The sequence below is a fragment of the Cyanobium sp. NIVA-CYA 375 genome, from assembly GCF_056108345.1.
In genome coordinates this window covers 16080-28809 of the sequence record NZ_JBSYHW010000009.1, presented here as the reverse complement: position 1 = coordinate 28809, position 12730 = coordinate 16080, and the positions used below count along the sequence as shown (strand labels likewise).

At 61.0% G+C, this 12730-nt stretch carries 16 protein-coding genes; 6 read left to right on the top strand and 10 right to left on the bottom strand.

Going from position 1 to position 12730, the window contains the following annotated elements; all coding sequences use genetic code 11:
• Positions 1–3: 3 nt before the first annotated feature.
• On the bottom strand, positions 4–426 hold the full coding sequence (locus AC01FP_RS04200; protein ID WP_474478360.1) for a hypothetical protein: 423 nt from the start codon (positions 424–426) through the stop codon (positions 4–6).
• Positions 427–512: 86 nt separating this feature from the next.
• The gene (gene psaM / locus AC01FP_RS04195; protein ID WP_197149960.1) at positions 513–617 is read right to left on the bottom strand and encodes a photosystem I reaction center subunit XII; all 105 of its coding nucleotides are present in this window, start codon (positions 615–617) and stop codon (positions 513–515) included.
• A gap of 89 nt (positions 618–706) precedes the next feature.
• Between psaM and AC01FP_RS04190 the strand changes: the two genes are divergently transcribed.
• Positions 707–1186 (top strand): CRR6 family NdhI maturation factor, encoded by a 480-nt coding sequence (locus AC01FP_RS04190; protein WP_474478359.1) that lies wholly within the window; start codon positions 707–709, stop codon positions 1184–1186.
• Here the strand turns inward: AC01FP_RS04190 and AC01FP_RS04185 are convergent.
• The gene (locus AC01FP_RS04185) at positions 1169–1936 is read right to left on the bottom strand and encodes a sulfite exporter TauE/SafE family protein (RefSeq protein ID WP_474478358.1); all 768 of its coding nucleotides are present in this window, start codon (positions 1934–1936) and stop codon (positions 1169–1171) included. The two genes, AC01FP_RS04190 and AC01FP_RS04185, sit on opposite strands and share 18 nt — an antisense overlap.
• Before the next feature lie 93 nt (positions 1937–2029).
• Between AC01FP_RS04185 and AC01FP_RS04180 the strand changes: the two genes are divergently transcribed.
• Entirely contained in the window at positions 2030–2773 is a 744-nt protein-coding gene (locus AC01FP_RS04180; RefSeq protein WP_474478357.1) for a lipoate--protein ligase family protein, read from the top strand.
• Here the strand turns inward: AC01FP_RS04180 and AC01FP_RS04175 are convergent.
• Positions 2680–3942 (bottom strand): site-2 protease family protein, encoded by a 1263-nt coding sequence (locus AC01FP_RS04175; protein ID WP_474478356.1) that lies wholly within the window; start codon positions 3940–3942, stop codon positions 2680–2682. The two genes, AC01FP_RS04180 and AC01FP_RS04175, sit on opposite strands and share 94 nt — an antisense overlap.
• A 56-nt stretch (positions 3943–3998) precedes the next feature.
• Here AC01FP_RS04175 and AC01FP_RS04170 point away from each other — a divergent pair, with 56 nt between their 5' ends.
• Both AC01FP_RS04170 and AC01FP_RS04165 read left to right on the top strand, forming a co-directional pair.
• Positions 3999–4691 carry a phosphoribosylanthranilate isomerase gene (locus tag AC01FP_RS04170; protein WP_474478355.1) on the top strand — a complete coding sequence of 231 codons (693 nt, stop codon included), beginning with the start codon at positions 3999–4001 and terminating at the stop codon, positions 4689–4691.
• A gap of 41 nt (positions 4692–4732) precedes the next feature.
• Positions 4733–5236 (top strand): hypothetical protein, encoded by a 504-nt coding sequence (locus AC01FP_RS04165; RefSeq protein ID WP_474478354.1) that lies wholly within the window; start codon positions 4733–4735, stop codon positions 5234–5236.
• A 62-nt stretch (positions 5237–5298) separates the two neighbouring features.
• Here the strand turns inward: AC01FP_RS04165 and folE are convergent, their stop codons facing one another.
• From folE to AC01FP_RS04135, 6 genes are all read right to left on the bottom strand, one after another.
• Positions 5299–6042: a GTP cyclohydrolase I gene (folE, locus tag AC01FP_RS04160; RefSeq protein ID WP_474478353.1), complete on the bottom strand. Its 744-nt coding sequence runs from the start codon at positions 6040–6042 to the stop codon at positions 5299–5301.
• Between the two features lie 8 nt (positions 6043–6050).
• Complete coding sequence (locus AC01FP_RS04155; protein ID WP_474478352.1) at positions 6051–6773, bottom strand: SDR family oxidoreductase; 723 nt, start codon at positions 6771–6773, stop codon at positions 6051–6053.
• A gap of 38 nt (positions 6774–6811) precedes the next feature.
• Positions 6812–7801: an acetyl-CoA carboxylase carboxyltransferase subunit alpha gene (locus AC01FP_RS04150; RefSeq protein WP_474478351.1), complete on the bottom strand. Its 990-nt coding sequence runs from the start codon at positions 7799–7801 to the stop codon at positions 6812–6814.
• 30 nt (positions 7802–7831) lie between these two features.
• Positions 7832–8884, bottom strand: coding sequence for a long-chain acyl-[acyl-carrier-protein] reductase (locus AC01FP_RS04145; RefSeq protein ID WP_474478350.1), 1053 nt, complete (start codon positions 8882–8884; stop codon positions 7832–7834).
• A 61-nt stretch (positions 8885–8945) separates the two neighbouring features.
• Positions 8946–9674: an aldehyde oxygenase (deformylating) gene (locus AC01FP_RS04140; RefSeq protein WP_474478349.1), complete on the bottom strand. Its 729-nt coding sequence runs from the start codon at positions 9672–9674 to the stop codon at positions 8946–8948.
• A gap of 35 nt (positions 9675–9709) precedes the next feature.
• Positions 9710–10513, bottom strand: coding sequence for a creatininase family protein (locus tag AC01FP_RS04135; RefSeq protein WP_474478348.1), 804 nt, complete (start codon positions 10511–10513; stop codon positions 9710–9712).
• 50 nt (positions 10514–10563) lie between these two features.
• On the opposite strand from AC01FP_RS04135, the gene AC01FP_RS04130 reads away from it, so the two are divergent.
• Together AC01FP_RS04130 and AC01FP_RS04125 are read left to right on the top strand one after the other, a co-directional pair.
• Positions 10564–11847 (top strand): S1 RNA-binding domain-containing protein, encoded by a 1284-nt coding sequence (locus AC01FP_RS04130; RefSeq protein ID WP_474478347.1) that lies wholly within the window; start codon positions 10564–10566, stop codon positions 11845–11847.
• Complete coding sequence (locus AC01FP_RS04125; protein WP_474478346.1) at positions 11844–12728, top strand: Tab2 family RNA-binding protein; 885 nt, start codon at positions 11844–11846, stop codon at positions 12726–12728. Before AC01FP_RS04130 ends, AC01FP_RS04125 begins: the two co-directional genes overlap by 4 nt.
• The last annotated feature ends 2 nt before the right edge of the window (positions 12729–12730 follow it).

Sequence of the window (12730 nt, the reverse complement as noted above, 5' to 3'; positions counted from 1 at the left end):
AACTTACGGGGTGGTCTGCTGCCAAACCACCCGCAGGCGGTTAGGGGCAATCCACTGATTTTGCTCGCGGATCAGGCGTTGTTCCCCTGCCACCATGAACAAGTGGTCAAAGCGTTCGCGTGCTTTGGAGAGCTTGGCTTGCTCTAGGTCGAGCACCGCAGCTAACTCACCCTGGCGCTCCATCCGCTCCTGATAGGCAGAGGCAAGCCGCACCAAGCTGACGCCGGCAACCAGCACAAGGCCCACTTTGAGGGATAGGCCGATCAGGCTGCAGAGCAGTTCCTGGCGCTCGCTTGAGAGAGCCTGAAGTGCTGCTGCTTCGCCACCAGAAATAATCCGGGATTCAGGCCGCGAGCCAGGCCTTGGCTCTGGCTGCAAAGGCTGCTTGTGCCGGGCGTTGGAGTTGCGTGGTGCGCGAAGCGGCATGGAAACACCAGAGGATCGAACCCCGCTGGGTCCTGCACGCTTCTAGCTGGCCAGCCCCGTTTTGCCAAGGGGGCGTCTGCAGCTCCTCAAGCTTTGTAGAGACTGAAGCAGAGCCGTACGGCAAGCACGCCTGCATGGGCGGCTACCACCAGGGCAATCAGCACTTCGGCCAGGCTGAGAGTGGAAACCATTGGAGAGCTGTAAGCAACAGGATTCGCCCCATTCTTTGCCCTTCAGTGGCTACGGTCCAGCTTCACCCGCCCTGCTGTCACAGCTCTTGATGGCCTCTGTGGAAATTTCCGAGCGCCAGATCCGCGAGTTGGATCTTGCCGCTCTCCAGCCCTGGGTCCGTCTTGGCCCTGCGGCCCTGGTTCAGCAGGCCGGCTCGCTGGAGCTTCTGTTCCACTGGCCCCGAGCCGACGATGACCCGCGGGAGCTATCTGAGATTGCCGAGTTGCGGCTTTGGTCCCTCCGGGCTGACGCAGAAGCACCCTGGCTGCCTCTGTTGCTGGAGCGCAGTGGCGGCCAACTCACCCGCCATGTGGCGATGGTGTTGCCCCACCAATTCAGCCGCACAGAGGGAATCCGTTTTGCCCCCGAGTCCTTGGAGCTCTGGATTACCCACCGGCTTTTCAGCCTTGATGCTTGGGCGCGCCTCCATGGCCTGAGTTGCCGTCAAGGCCTGGCCCAAATGGCTGCTGTGCTGGGCTACGAGCTGGATGAGGGATTCTGGGCGCCGCTTTCAGCTCGGTTGGGCTAACAGCAAGGACAGGGCGCGTCGACCGCTATCAACCGCAAGGATTATGGTCAGCGCCCGCAGCAGCAACGCCAACTTGGCGTTGCTAATCCTGTCCAGTCTGTCGGCTGACCAGCCGGCAGTAATTGCTGCAGTTGCTCCAAGAGCCAGCCCGATCGGCACTATGCCGCGGCCATCCAGCATGAAGGTGGTTGAGGCCACCGAAGCCGAGGTCAGCACCGCCAAGGTGCTGAAACGGATCGCCAGGTGAATCGGCACCTGCATCAGCTGCACCATCAAGGGAACCATCACCAGGCCACCGCCGAGACCGAGCAAGCCGGTGGCCATGCCTGCCACCATGCCCGTGGCCGCCAAACCCGCCAGCTTCAAGTCTGGGGTGTTGATGGCAGCCTGCGCTGTGGGGGGGCGAAAGCTCAAGGCCAGCCCTCCATACATCAACGATTGCAATGCCAGCAACATCCAGCCATGCAGCACCAGTCCCACCTGGCTGAACAGGCCGGCACCAAGGCTGGCGCCCAGCACAATTGCCAGACCCCCACTCCATGGGAGGCTGCGGTTGCGCAGGTGGGCCCAGGTGCCACCCAGGGTGGTGGGCACGATCGCCAGAGTGCTGGTGGCCAGGGCCTGGTGGGGATCTAGTCCCGCTAGCAGCAACAAGGGCGAAAACACCAGCCCGCCCCCGATGCCAAGAAAGCCAGATAGCAGCCCAGCTAACAGGCCAAGGGGCAGATAGGGCAACAGGCTCCACAGCATCCGGCCAACCATTGGGTAATGAACGACCTTCAAGCATCTCCTACACCAACCCTGCGGTTGCTATCCAGCAGCTGCCTTGGCGGTGCAACGCACATGGCGATAGACGTCCTGCTATTGGAACAAAGGGCCCCGGCCTTGCGGCTGTACTCCTGGCAGCGGCCGACCCTGTCGCTGGGGTTTCACCAGCGCTGCATCGAACCCCACTGGCAGGGGCTGGCGGCGGCGGGAATTGTTGATTTAGTGAGGCGTCCCAGTGGCGGCCGTGCCGTGCTCCACGCCGGAGAACTCACCTACGCACTGGTGTGGCCTGACCCCCCCTTGTCGCGTCTGCAGGCGTACAGCCGGGCTTGCGCTTGGCTGGTCGATTGCTTTGCCACATTGGGCCTGCCATTGCAGGCAGGCCGCCAGGCCGTCAGCACGCAACCGAGCAGCTGCTTTGCAACCAGTACGGCCGCCGATCTGGTACACGCATGCGGCGCCAAGCGGATCGGCAGCGCCCAGCTCTGGCGCAGCGGCTGCCTGCTACAGCACGGCTCGATTCTGCTTGATCCCCCCGCTGACCTCTGGCAGCTTGTATTTGGCAACCCGCCACCTCGATTACCAGCCCTGCCCATTGACCGCGCTGAGCTGGAGCTGCGTTTGATCAAATCTGCCCAAGCTTGTCTGCCTGTGGCTGCTGCGGGTTGCAGGATTAATCCCCTCAGCGACGAGGAATGGGAACGGATTACTTCGACCGAGGCCAGCTACCGACTGGTGGTGGCTGGTTCGTCTTCCCTTGCCTCGCCAGAAGCCACCATGGAGCGCACCACCTGGGACAGGGCGAGGCCAAGCGGATAGGTGCCTTGGCGGCGGGCCGCCTCAAGCAAGGGTGCTGGTAGGCGGAGTCCCAGCTTGGCAAGCACCGCTTCACCGAGCTCGGGGCGTTCGATCGTGCCGCAAGGCAGTCCAGCGGGGCTGAGCACGAGCAGACGGTTGCGGCCGCTGTCTTCGAGCTGCTGCACCGCCTGCCATAGCGGTGCAGATTCCCGGATAGAGGGAAGGCTTGAAAGTGGCTGGATGTGATCGCCGATGCTGTCCGTATCCCAACGCTGCACTGGTAGTTGTTGCAGCGGCGCGTCATCGATGAAGCCCTGCCAGCGGCCGCGATCGCACACCAGCAGCCAGTCGCCCTGGTCGACTTCGCTGGCCTGGGAGACCCGCAGCTGGCTTAGCTCCCGCAGACGGCCTGCCGCCTCCAGCACCCGGAACCGCCGCCCAGCAGCATCCCGTACCTTGAGTTCTTTGAGCGTTTTCTGTAAGGCAAGCATTTGATGCTGGTTGCGCGATGCCCCAAGCCCAAACCAGCCAAGCAGCATCAACCAGGCGCCGCTGAGGCCACCTCCGCGCAGCAACAGCACGATGCCTATGCCAATGGCCAGCAGGGAGAGGAAGCGGCCGCAGCTGTTGGCCACCTCTACGCCGCGCCGCTGACTACCGCTGGCCTGCCATACAAGGGCCTTCACGATCAGGCCACCATCAAGGGGCAGGCCCGGCAGCAGGTTGAACAGGGCCAGCACCAGGTTGAGGGTTCCCAGCTCGGACACCATGGCGCCAAGCAGGGGAGAGAGATGGTCTGCTGGATGGGTTGCGGCCAGCAGGCCAAGACCCAGCACCAGGCTCACTGCCGGGCCCGCTGCGGCGACTAGCAAGGCGCCGCGTGCGGTGCTGCACTCGCGCTCGACGCTGGCCACTCCGCCAAGCAAAAACAGGGTGATGCTGCGTACCTCCACCCCTTGGGCCAGGGCCACTAGGGAGTGGCCCAGTTCGTGCAGCAGCACCGAAAAGAACAACAAAACTGCCGTGACCAAACCCAGACCCCAAAGCAAGCCACCACTCACAGGATCCTTAAGGGTGAGGCTGTATTGCTGTTGGAAGGCCGCGGTGGCAAGCACCAGGATCACAAACCAGCTGGGGTGAATTCGTAGGGGAATTCCCCGAATTTTGAAAATTTGCCAGCCTTCTCCCACTGCTCTCTGTCTTGGTGTCTGATCCTAGAAAGGGGGCAACGGCCTTTGCCCGTGCCATGGCCCCCTGCTTGCTGAAGATCTGCGGATTACGGAATCCTGGCCAAGCCGCAGCGGTGGCCCACTTAGGTGTGGATGCGATCGGTGTGATCGGTGTGCCGGGCTCGCCTCGCTTCCTGGAGGCTGAACACCGACAGGCGCTTTTTGGGGCGATGCGGGCTGCGGCGCCTGGCTGCTGGGGTGTGCTGGTGGTAGCCGATCCTCCGCAGAAGCTCTGGCCGCAACTGGAAGCAGGCCGGGGCCATGCCGTAGTGCAGCTGCACGGCTCGGAAACGCCGCAGCAATGCGCCCAACTGCGCGCCCGCTTGGGCTGTGAACTTTGGAAAGCGCTGAGGATCCGCAGCCCCGAGGATTTACAGCGGGCCGTTGAATACGCGCCGGTGGTGGATGCCCTGCTTCTCGATGCTTGGGTCCCCGATCAGCTGGGTGGCACCGGCCACCGCATCCCGATCGAGTGGCTCCAGGGATTTACGCCAGTTATTCCCTGGTGGCTGGCCGGGGGCATTCGGGCCGACCGGGTACCGGAACTGCTGACTCGATTAACCCCCACAGGCCTGGATGCCTCCAGCAGCGTGGAGCGCAGCCCAGGCAATAAGGATCTTGGTCAGGTGGCAACTTTGGTGGCAGCGGTGCGTGCTGCTGGCCTTACTGCGCCTTCCCCGCCAAGATCGGATGGTCTTGCACCTGGCTAGTGGGTTTGTTCTGTAGATCTGCACTTTTACGCCCCTCCCATTTGACCGGATCCCTGGCCCTGGCCCTCGGCTGGGGTGTAGCCCTGGCCATGCTGCCAGCGGCCCGTTCCCAGGACCTGGTGGGCTGCCAGTTGGTGGACGGTCAGCTTTCCTGTGTGCCGGGCGTGAGTGCCGACCCCCAGGCCCAAATCCGCGCCCTACGCCAGCAGATCAATTCAGATCTGCAACAGGAGAGTGCGGTTCAACAGCAGATCAACGGATTGCAGCAACTGGTATTGCAAGGTGAGGCCGTGCAAGGTGCAGTTTTGCAGGCGGTGGCAGCAGCCGATCTGCTGGCCTCCTTGCCACCATCTGCCTTTCACTGGTACCGGCGTAATCCGGGCGCCAGCCAATGGTTGTTAATTGACGGCGCCGCTGGGCCCACCTACTTATTGCAACCCCAAGACGTTTCGGCCCAGGTGATGGTGGTTGTTGCAGTATCAGACCCCGGAGGTGGAGCTAGACGCCAAGCTTCTACTGCCATCGGCCCCGTAGGTAATCCTTAAGGAGCCAATTGCCAAAGGCGACTAATTACAAGGTTAGGCAACTTTCCACCAGAGCTAGCTGCTTAGGTGGAAAGCAGGGATTCCTGCTGCTTAACCAACTCAAAGAATTCAGCCTTGAGACTGGGGTCGAGGCGGAAATCTCCACGCATTACTGAGTTGACCATGCTGGTTTGAGGTTCTTTGACACCACGCCATTTCATGCAGTAGTGCTGAGCTTTAACAAGAATCGCAAGACCTTGAGGCTCGCAAAGGCGCTCGATCTCATCGGCCAAGATTATTACTGCTTCTTCCTGAATATGGGGCCTAGAAAATACCCAGTCGGCAACTCTGGAAAATTTAGACAGGCCAATCACTCGGTCACCTGGCTTAATGCCAATCCAGCAATTACCCAGAATTGGAACTAGGTGGTGCGAACAGGCCGAGCGAACAGTAATAGGCCCTACGGTATAAATTTCATCAAGCTTTTTGACATTAGGAAAACTGGCAATCTTTGGCTGCTCATGATAGCGGCCCTTGAAGACTTCATGCAAATACATGCGGGCGACCCGCTCTGCGGTCTCCTCGGTGTTATGATCTTTGTCTATATCAATGACGAGACTACGTAGTAACTCACGAACTTTGCCGGCAACCTCAATCTCTAGTTGCTCAAGCTCACCATCGCGGAGGTGGTCAGCGATGTTGTCGTTTGCGAGGTAGGCAACTCCCGCTGCGTCAAGACGCTCACGGATTCGCAGACTTATGGGCAGGGGGGCTGCGTCAGGTGCACTGGTGACCGAAGGACGGTTGGACGGCAGGGTGGTAGTCATAGGGAGGCTTAAAGCGCGCCGGCGGCCGGCATAAGGGTGAGATCTTCCACCACTGAGGCGGAGGGTTGCTGGGCCAAGTACAGCAGGGCTTCAGCTGCTCTATCGGCGTCAAGCATGGCACGGCGATCGAACGTGCTGTGGACGGTTTCGCTCTCCCAGAGAGGCGTGTTTACCGCACCCAGGGTGAGAGTGCTGACCCGTATGCCAGAGGGGCGCTCTTCGACGGCAAAACATCGGCTGAGCGAGACGAGGGCTGCCTTGCTTACGCAGTAAGCACCCCAGTCCGGGAAGGCTTGGTGGGCTGCATGGCTGTTCACATTGATGATGTGTCCGCCGCCAGCATCCCTCAGTCGAGGCAGCAGCGACTGGCACACCTGAAATACAGCAGTGAGATTCAGCTGCATCAACCGTTGCCATTGATCCAGTGGCATCAATGCCAGAGAACCGGTGTAGGCAACCCCAGCGTTATTAATCACAACTGTAGGAGTAAGCCCTCTGCTGCAGAGGTCTTCCAGTCCTGGGGCAATAGTGGCTGGCTCGGCTAAGTCTAGAGCGATGGATTCGACTCTCCTGCCACTGGGAGCTAACGCCGTCGTAAGGCTCTCGAGATCGGACTTGCTCCTGGCCAGTAGGAGCAAGTCGTAGCCAGCAGCGGCAAACTTGCGTGCTGCTGCGGCACCTATGCCTCTGGAGGCGCCGGTGATCAGAGCTACAGGTGCGGAATCAGGCAAAGGCAGTTTCAGGGAGGCAACGGTACATAAAGCAAATCTTAAGAGCTGGGGGAGGTAATTGGGGACTCGCTGTCGAGCACTCTTCCCATACGGCGAAATTTTGCATAGCGCTGCTCGACCAATTGGGATTCACTCAGGCCCTGCAGTTCGCTGAGTTGCTCTAGCAGGGCTGCTTTCAGGGTTTCAGCGGCCTGGAGAGGAGCCGAGTGGTTGCCGCCGGAAGGCTCGGGCAACACCAGGTCAATGACGCCGAGCTTCAACAGATCGGGACCTGTGATCTTGAGAGCCTCAGCGGCAGTAGAGGCCTTGCCTGCATCCCTCCACAGGATCGAGGCACAGGCTTCCGGGCTGGCCACTGTGTAAACACTGTGCTCGAACATCAGCAACCTGTCGGCTACGCCGATGCCCAGAGCACCGCCAGATCCGCCTTCACCGATCACCGTGGCCAAAATCGGCACCCGCAGTCGAAACATCTCGCGCAGATTTACGGCGATCGCCTCACCCTGCCCCTGTTCCTCAGCCAGCACACCCGCGTAGGCCCCCGGCGTATCAATGAAACTCAGGATCGGTAGGCGAAAGCGATCGGCGTGCTCCATCAGGCGCATCGCTTTGCGATAGCCCCCTGGGGATGCCATGCCGAAGTTCCGGGCGACGTTTTCCTTGGTGTCGCGCCCTTTTTGGTGTCCGAGCAGCACCACCCCCTGTTCACCGATCCTGCCAACCCCGCCCACTAGGGCCCGGTCGTCACTGCCCCGTCGGTCGCCATGCAACTCCAGCCACTCGTCGGTGATCACCTGGATGAAATCCAGGGTGCTGGGCCGCTGGGGATGGCGAGCCACCTGGATCTTCTGGGAAGGCGTTAGGGCATCGAAGATGTCCTTGCGGCGCCTAGTGGCAAGGGTCTCGAGTTGGAGCAGCTGCTGGCTGACATCCACCTCCGAGTCACGAGCCAACTGGCGGATTTGCTCGATCTGTTCTTCGAGCTCAACCAGGGGTTTTTCGAACTCCAGCAAGGCGCGGCTGGCCATGGCGGGGATGGGCAAGGGGACGAGGCGAATTCAGGCTGTAGTCAGGGCCGGGGTGGAATCGATCTGGGCAGATAGACCCAAGGCCTGGAAGCCATGGCGCAGGGAAGCGGCGCCGATCAAATCCATCTTGTCGAGGCTGATGTTGTTTCGCCCCCAGCTGAAGTTGGTATGGATACCCTCGAACTCCAGCAGGATGGCCTCGGCGAAACAGGCAAACATCTGACGTTTTGGATTGTCCATCTCAGCCATTTCCATCATTTGCCAGGTGATGTCGCTGAAAAATTCAACGATGCCGCCTTTCAAGACATGGATGCCGGTGCCACTGGCCTTGGTGTCTAAGTTTTTTGGGTAGCCGCCATCAATCATCAGGCAGGGCGACCTGAGATTGGCGGCATCGATGCTCAGGGTTTGGGGCAAGCTGGCCACCCACACCACCACATCGGCTTCAGGCAGTGCCTCCTCTAATTTGAGGATTCGGCCGCCGCCAAGCTCCTGCTGTAAATCCAGCAGTGGTTGGGGCTGGCGAGCCACCAGCAAAAGCTCCTTGACTCCCGTGCGCTGGCTCAGCCAGCGGCAAACAGCGCTACCGATATCGCCGGTGGCGCCGATGACTGCGACCCGGGCTTGACTTAGATCGATGCCGAGCGCCGGGGCATTGGTTTCCACCTGGCGACAGATAACCCATGCGGTGTGGGTGTTTCCGGTAGTGAATCGCTCCCACTCCAAGGTGGTAGAGCGGATTTGCTGCTCCTTGAGCAGGTTGAAATTTTCAAAGATGATTGAAGTGAATCCGCCCAAGGCAGTGATGTCAATCCCGTTTTTCTGAGCCAGTTCCATGGCGCTAAGCACTTTGCGCCGTGCCGTTTTGAACCGGCTCAGCATCTCTGGTACGAAACAGGAATCGATGTAGGCGCCTTCAATGGTCTTGCCCGTGGCACTGGTGACCTGAAGGTGCTCTACCAATTGGGGTGGAGCACTGCACCACACATCGAGGTCTCCATCAGCAAATTCCTCGAAACCAAGGGTGCGAGCCTTGGCACGGGCCGCCTCAAAGCTTGTGGAGTGCCCGATCAAGCCGAACATGAACTGCCCCAGAGGATGTCGCGGACACTACATCTTGCCACGACAGCCATGGCAGATGGCTTCAGCCGATCAGCGCTGCGGCTGCCATTTTGGCAATCTCCCGGGAGGTGAAACCAACCTCTAGCAGAGCTTCTTGATAAGAGCTGAGGAAATCAGCCATTAAATCCTCCTGGTCCATGTGCAGAACCGCCGCATCGCCTGCAACCTGCTCGAGCATTTTGCGCACCAGGGGCAAATTTTCTCTGTTGGCCTGCACCAGTTCATCTCTGACGGTCTCGAGATTGGCCTTCAGCCACTCCTGCCCGTAATTGAGATGAGTGTATTCATCCTTGACTACACCCTCGGTGATTTTGCGCGCGAACGGATCAGCCACAGGTATGTAGATGTGGTATGCCGAAATCGCGAATGCCTCAATCAAGATCGCCTGAATTAGCAGGCAAGTTGTCACCTTGCCATCTGCAAGCGCCTTCTGAAAATTATCGTGCAGGGGGAAGAAAAACTCCTTGGCAAAGGGCATATCGGCTGTGACGCCGAGATTGTTTGCGCAAGCTGTAAAGCCTTTCATGTGCTTCAGCTCCATGCGGGCCAACCTGGTGAGCTCTTCGGCTTGATCGGGTAGCAGTCCGCCGATCGACACGTAATTGTCGTGAGCTTCCTGCTCGCCCTCTATGACAATCGCGTTGATACGGCTGTAAGCGTCCTTGTAAGCGTCGGTACTGAAGTCGGGAAGCTGGTCGGCGGAAAACGCTTCGGAGATGCTGGTGGGAGCAAGAACTGCCATGTCGACCATGCGGTTGGATCTGATTGCTCGACTGTAACCACCCCCTACCGAACCTTGGCCGCCCCCTGGCCTGGCCAGGTGCTTGCCAGCAGGGTTTCGAAACGGTGCTGCCAACCGGCCACCAACAGGTCAAAAAGTTTGGCCCCCAGGGCGGCAGAAGCGCCGCGAGCATCGCCGATCACCCCGGTGTGGCTGAGTTCTTGGCTAAGCCAGGCAAGAGGGGCGGCCCCTTCCAGGCTCCAGCCTGCGGGGATGGCCGCACCTTGTTTGCCATCACATGGACGCTGATCGCCTACCAGCTCGGGGGCAAGGTGCAGCATCAAACTTGTTTCCGCTAAGCCGGCGTGCAGCCCGTCGGAGCGCTCCGGCTCGGGGATCAGCTCGGCGACCCCCTCGGGACCACTCCATAGAAAGCAGGGCAGCACGGCCAGTTCGGGGCGCTCGGCCCGCAACTGGCGGGCGGCAGTTTGCAGCAGGGCTATTTGGCCTCCGTGTCCGTTTAGCAACACCAGGCGCTGAAAACCGGTATTGGCCAGTTCATGGCCCACGGCCACTAGTTGCTCGATCAGCAGCTTGGGGGGGAGGCTGAGAGTGCCACTGAAACTGCGGTGCTCGGGTGAGAAGCCGATGCTCTGCAGCGGTAGCCGCACGATCGGCAGGCTTGGCTCCAGCGCTGCCAAAACTGCGTCCAGCACTCGCTCGGCAAACAGGCCATCCGTTCCGAGCGGCAGCTGGGGCCCGTGTTGCTCGACCGAGCCCCAGGGCCACACCACCGTGCTTCCCGATTGGGCTGCAAGCTGCTGAACCTGGGGCCAGGCCAGCTGCTCAAGGTGGCGCTGGTGGGGCATTTTTTTTAAGCCTGTCTCTACAGTGTGGGGCTCTCATTCCCCGAGTGGAGATGGCCGGTACCGGCAGTCAACCGCCCTCATCCTCGTCCCGGCCCGTGCCCCCTGGCCCTGCCCGCCCAGGTCCTGCGCGCCCCCAGCCGCTTGCGCCCCTGCGCAAGCCGCCCCAGGTATTGATGATCCGCAAGGACGAGCCCGCCCCGGCACCTGCTGCGACCGAGTCTGCGCTTGCCTCAGCTCCCCAGGCTCCCTCTCAGCTCGCTCCCCTTAACCGGGTTGCTGCACCTGCCGCCGCTCTCGCCCGAAACGACGACGAGCTGTTTGACCTGGGGTCCATGGAGGGCCTCACCATGGCCGATCTGTTGGGCCCTGACCCCAGCCAGAAGCGTGCAGCAAAGGCTGCTGTTGCCGGAGAGCCCAGCACCAAGCCCGCGGCACGGAGCGTCGACGATTTCGACTTTGACGAAGAAGCCTTTCTGGCGGCTCTCGATGACCACGAGCCCCATGGCACCACTGGAGAGGTGGTGCGCGGCACCGTGATCGGCGTTGAAAGCGATGGCGTTTACGTGGACATCGGCGGCAAGGCGCCGGGTTTCATGCCCAAGAAAGAGTGCGGTCTGGGGGTGATCACCAACCTCAAGGAGACCTTCCCGAAGGGGCTTGAGGTGGATGTGCTCGTCACCGGCGAACAAAACGCCGATGGCATGGTGACCATCAGCGCCCGTGCCCTGGCCCTGCGTCAGAGCTGGGAGAAGGTGCGGCTCTTGGAGAAAGAGGGCAAGGTGGTTCAGGTGAAAGTGAATGGCTTCAACCGAGGCGGTGTCACCTGCGACCTCGAGGGTTTGCGGGGCTTCATCCCCCGCTCCCAGCTGCAGGAGGGCGAAAACCACGAAGCTCTTGTGGGCAAAACCCTTGGTGCCGCCTTCTTAGAAGTCAATCCAGAGACCCGCAAGTTAGTGTTGTCGGAGAAGAAAGCTGCCACTGCAGCCCTGTTCCAAAACCTGGAGGTGGGTCAGCTGGTCGAAGGCCAGGTGGTGGCGATCAAGCCCTATGGCTTGTTTGTCGATCTCGGCGGTGTGAGTGGTCTACTGCACCAATCGGCGATTAGCGGCGGTCAGCTGCGAGATGTGCGTGAGGTGTTTGGCCAGGGAGACCGAGTCAAAGCCCTGATCACCGATTTGGATCCCGGCCGGGGTCGCATCGCCCTCAATACGGCTCTCCTGGAGGGGCAGCCTGGTGAACTGCTGATCGATCGTGACAAGGTGATGGCCGAAGCCGTCGACCGGGCTAACCGGGCGCGCTCCGTGCTGCGTCAGCAGGAGCAAGCAGCCGGATGAGCCAGGCCGCTCTGGATTGGGAGCTTGATTACTACTCCCGTCCCATCCTCGAGCCCGATGGCAAGAAACGCTGGGAGCTGCTGATCTGTTCCACCCCAGAGATGGCCGAGCCTGCTGGGGTACCGAGCAATTGCTTCCGCTGGGTTCAGGCCTGCCCAGCCACAAGTGTCAATTCGATTTGGTTGAGAGAGTCTTTAGAGGCGGCACTTAAAGATGCTGCCAAGCAGGGTTTTGGGCCGCCGCGGCGGTTGCGCTGCTGGCGTGCCTCGATGCGCACCATGGTGCAGCGGGCTGCCGAGGGGCTGGGGTTGGAGCTGGTGCCCAGCCGCCGGACCTACGCCCTAGTGAGCTGGCTGCAGGAGCGGGAGCGTCTGGTGTACCCCCAGGAGCCTGGCTACATGGCAGGCCCCCTAGCCCCACCCCCCCAGCCGCTGCGTCCGATTGCCGTGCCCTTGCCGGAAGCGGCACGGGGCGATAATTGGGCTTGGGCCAACTTGCCTTTGGGCGTCCTGTCCGCCGCATCGGAGTGGGATCTCGGCTTTGCCGGTCTTGTGCCCTTACCAGATGGGCTATCCCACGAGGTGCCGGTGCCGGGCATTCGTCTTTTCAGCGCCGCACGGGCCCTGGCCTTAGCCGGCTGGCTGGCTGGGCTCGAACCCGTGCGGCTGGAGATCAGCGGCCTACAACTGGTGCTCGAGGCCGGCCTTGAAGATCGCTGGCTTCTGACCAACTTGCCGGCTGAAGAGGCTGAGGCGGCAACAGACGCTTTCGCTGCCGCCCGCCAGCAGGCTGGTGGCATGCAGTTTCTCGCTGTGCAAGCCAGTGAACAGGACGAGCGTTTCGAGGGCTTCTGGTTGCTGCGCGACCTTCCTGACGCCTGACG

Coding starts and splice junctions, on each gene's coding strand:
- AC01FP_RS04140 (WP_474478349.1), bottom strand. CDS start 9,674: ATGGTCGACATGGCAGTTCTTGCTCCCACCAGCATCTCCGAAGCGTTT.
- AC01FP_RS04145 (WP_474478350.1), bottom strand. CDS start 8,884: ATGTTCGGCTTGATCGGGCACTCCACAAGCTTTGAGGCGGCCCGTGCC.
- AC01FP_RS04130 (WP_474478347.1), top strand. CDS start 10,564: ATGGCCGGTACCGGCAGTCAACCGCCCTCATCCTCGTCCCGGCCCGTG.
- AC01FP_RS04190 (WP_474478359.1), top strand. CDS start 707: ATGGCCTCTGTGGAAATTTCCGAGCGCCAGATCCGCGAGTTGGATCTT.
- AC01FP_RS04200 (WP_474478360.1), bottom strand. CDS start 426: ATGCCGCTTCGCGCACCACGCAACTCCAACGCCCGGCACAAGCAGCCT.
- AC01FP_RS04185 (WP_474478358.1), bottom strand. CDS start 1,936: ATGCTGTGGAGCCTGTTGCCCTATCTGCCCCTTGGCCTGTTAGCTGGG.
- AC01FP_RS04125 (WP_474478346.1), top strand. CDS start 11,844: ATGAGCCAGGCCGCTCTGGATTGGGAGCTTGATTACTACTCCCGTCCC.
- AC01FP_RS04150 (WP_474478351.1), bottom strand. CDS start 7,801: ATGGCCAGCCGCGCCTTGCTGGAGTTCGAAAAACCCCTGGTTGAGCTC.
- folE (WP_474478353.1), bottom strand. CDS start 6,042: ATGACTACCACCCTGCCGTCCAACCGTCCTTCGGTCACCAGTGCACCT.
- psaM (WP_197149960.1), bottom strand. CDS start 617: ATGGTTTCCACTCTCAGCCTGGCCGAAGTGCTGATTGCCCTGGTGGTA.
- AC01FP_RS04180 (WP_474478357.1), top strand. CDS start 2,030: ATGGCGATAGACGTCCTGCTATTGGAACAAAGGGCCCCGGCCTTGCGG.
- AC01FP_RS04135 (WP_474478348.1), bottom strand. CDS start 10,513: ATGCCCCACCAGCGCCACCTTGAGCAGCTGGCCTGGCCCCAGGTTCAG.
- AC01FP_RS04170 (WP_474478355.1), top strand. CDS start 3,999: ATGGCCCCCTGCTTGCTGAAGATCTGCGGATTACGGAATCCTGGCCAA.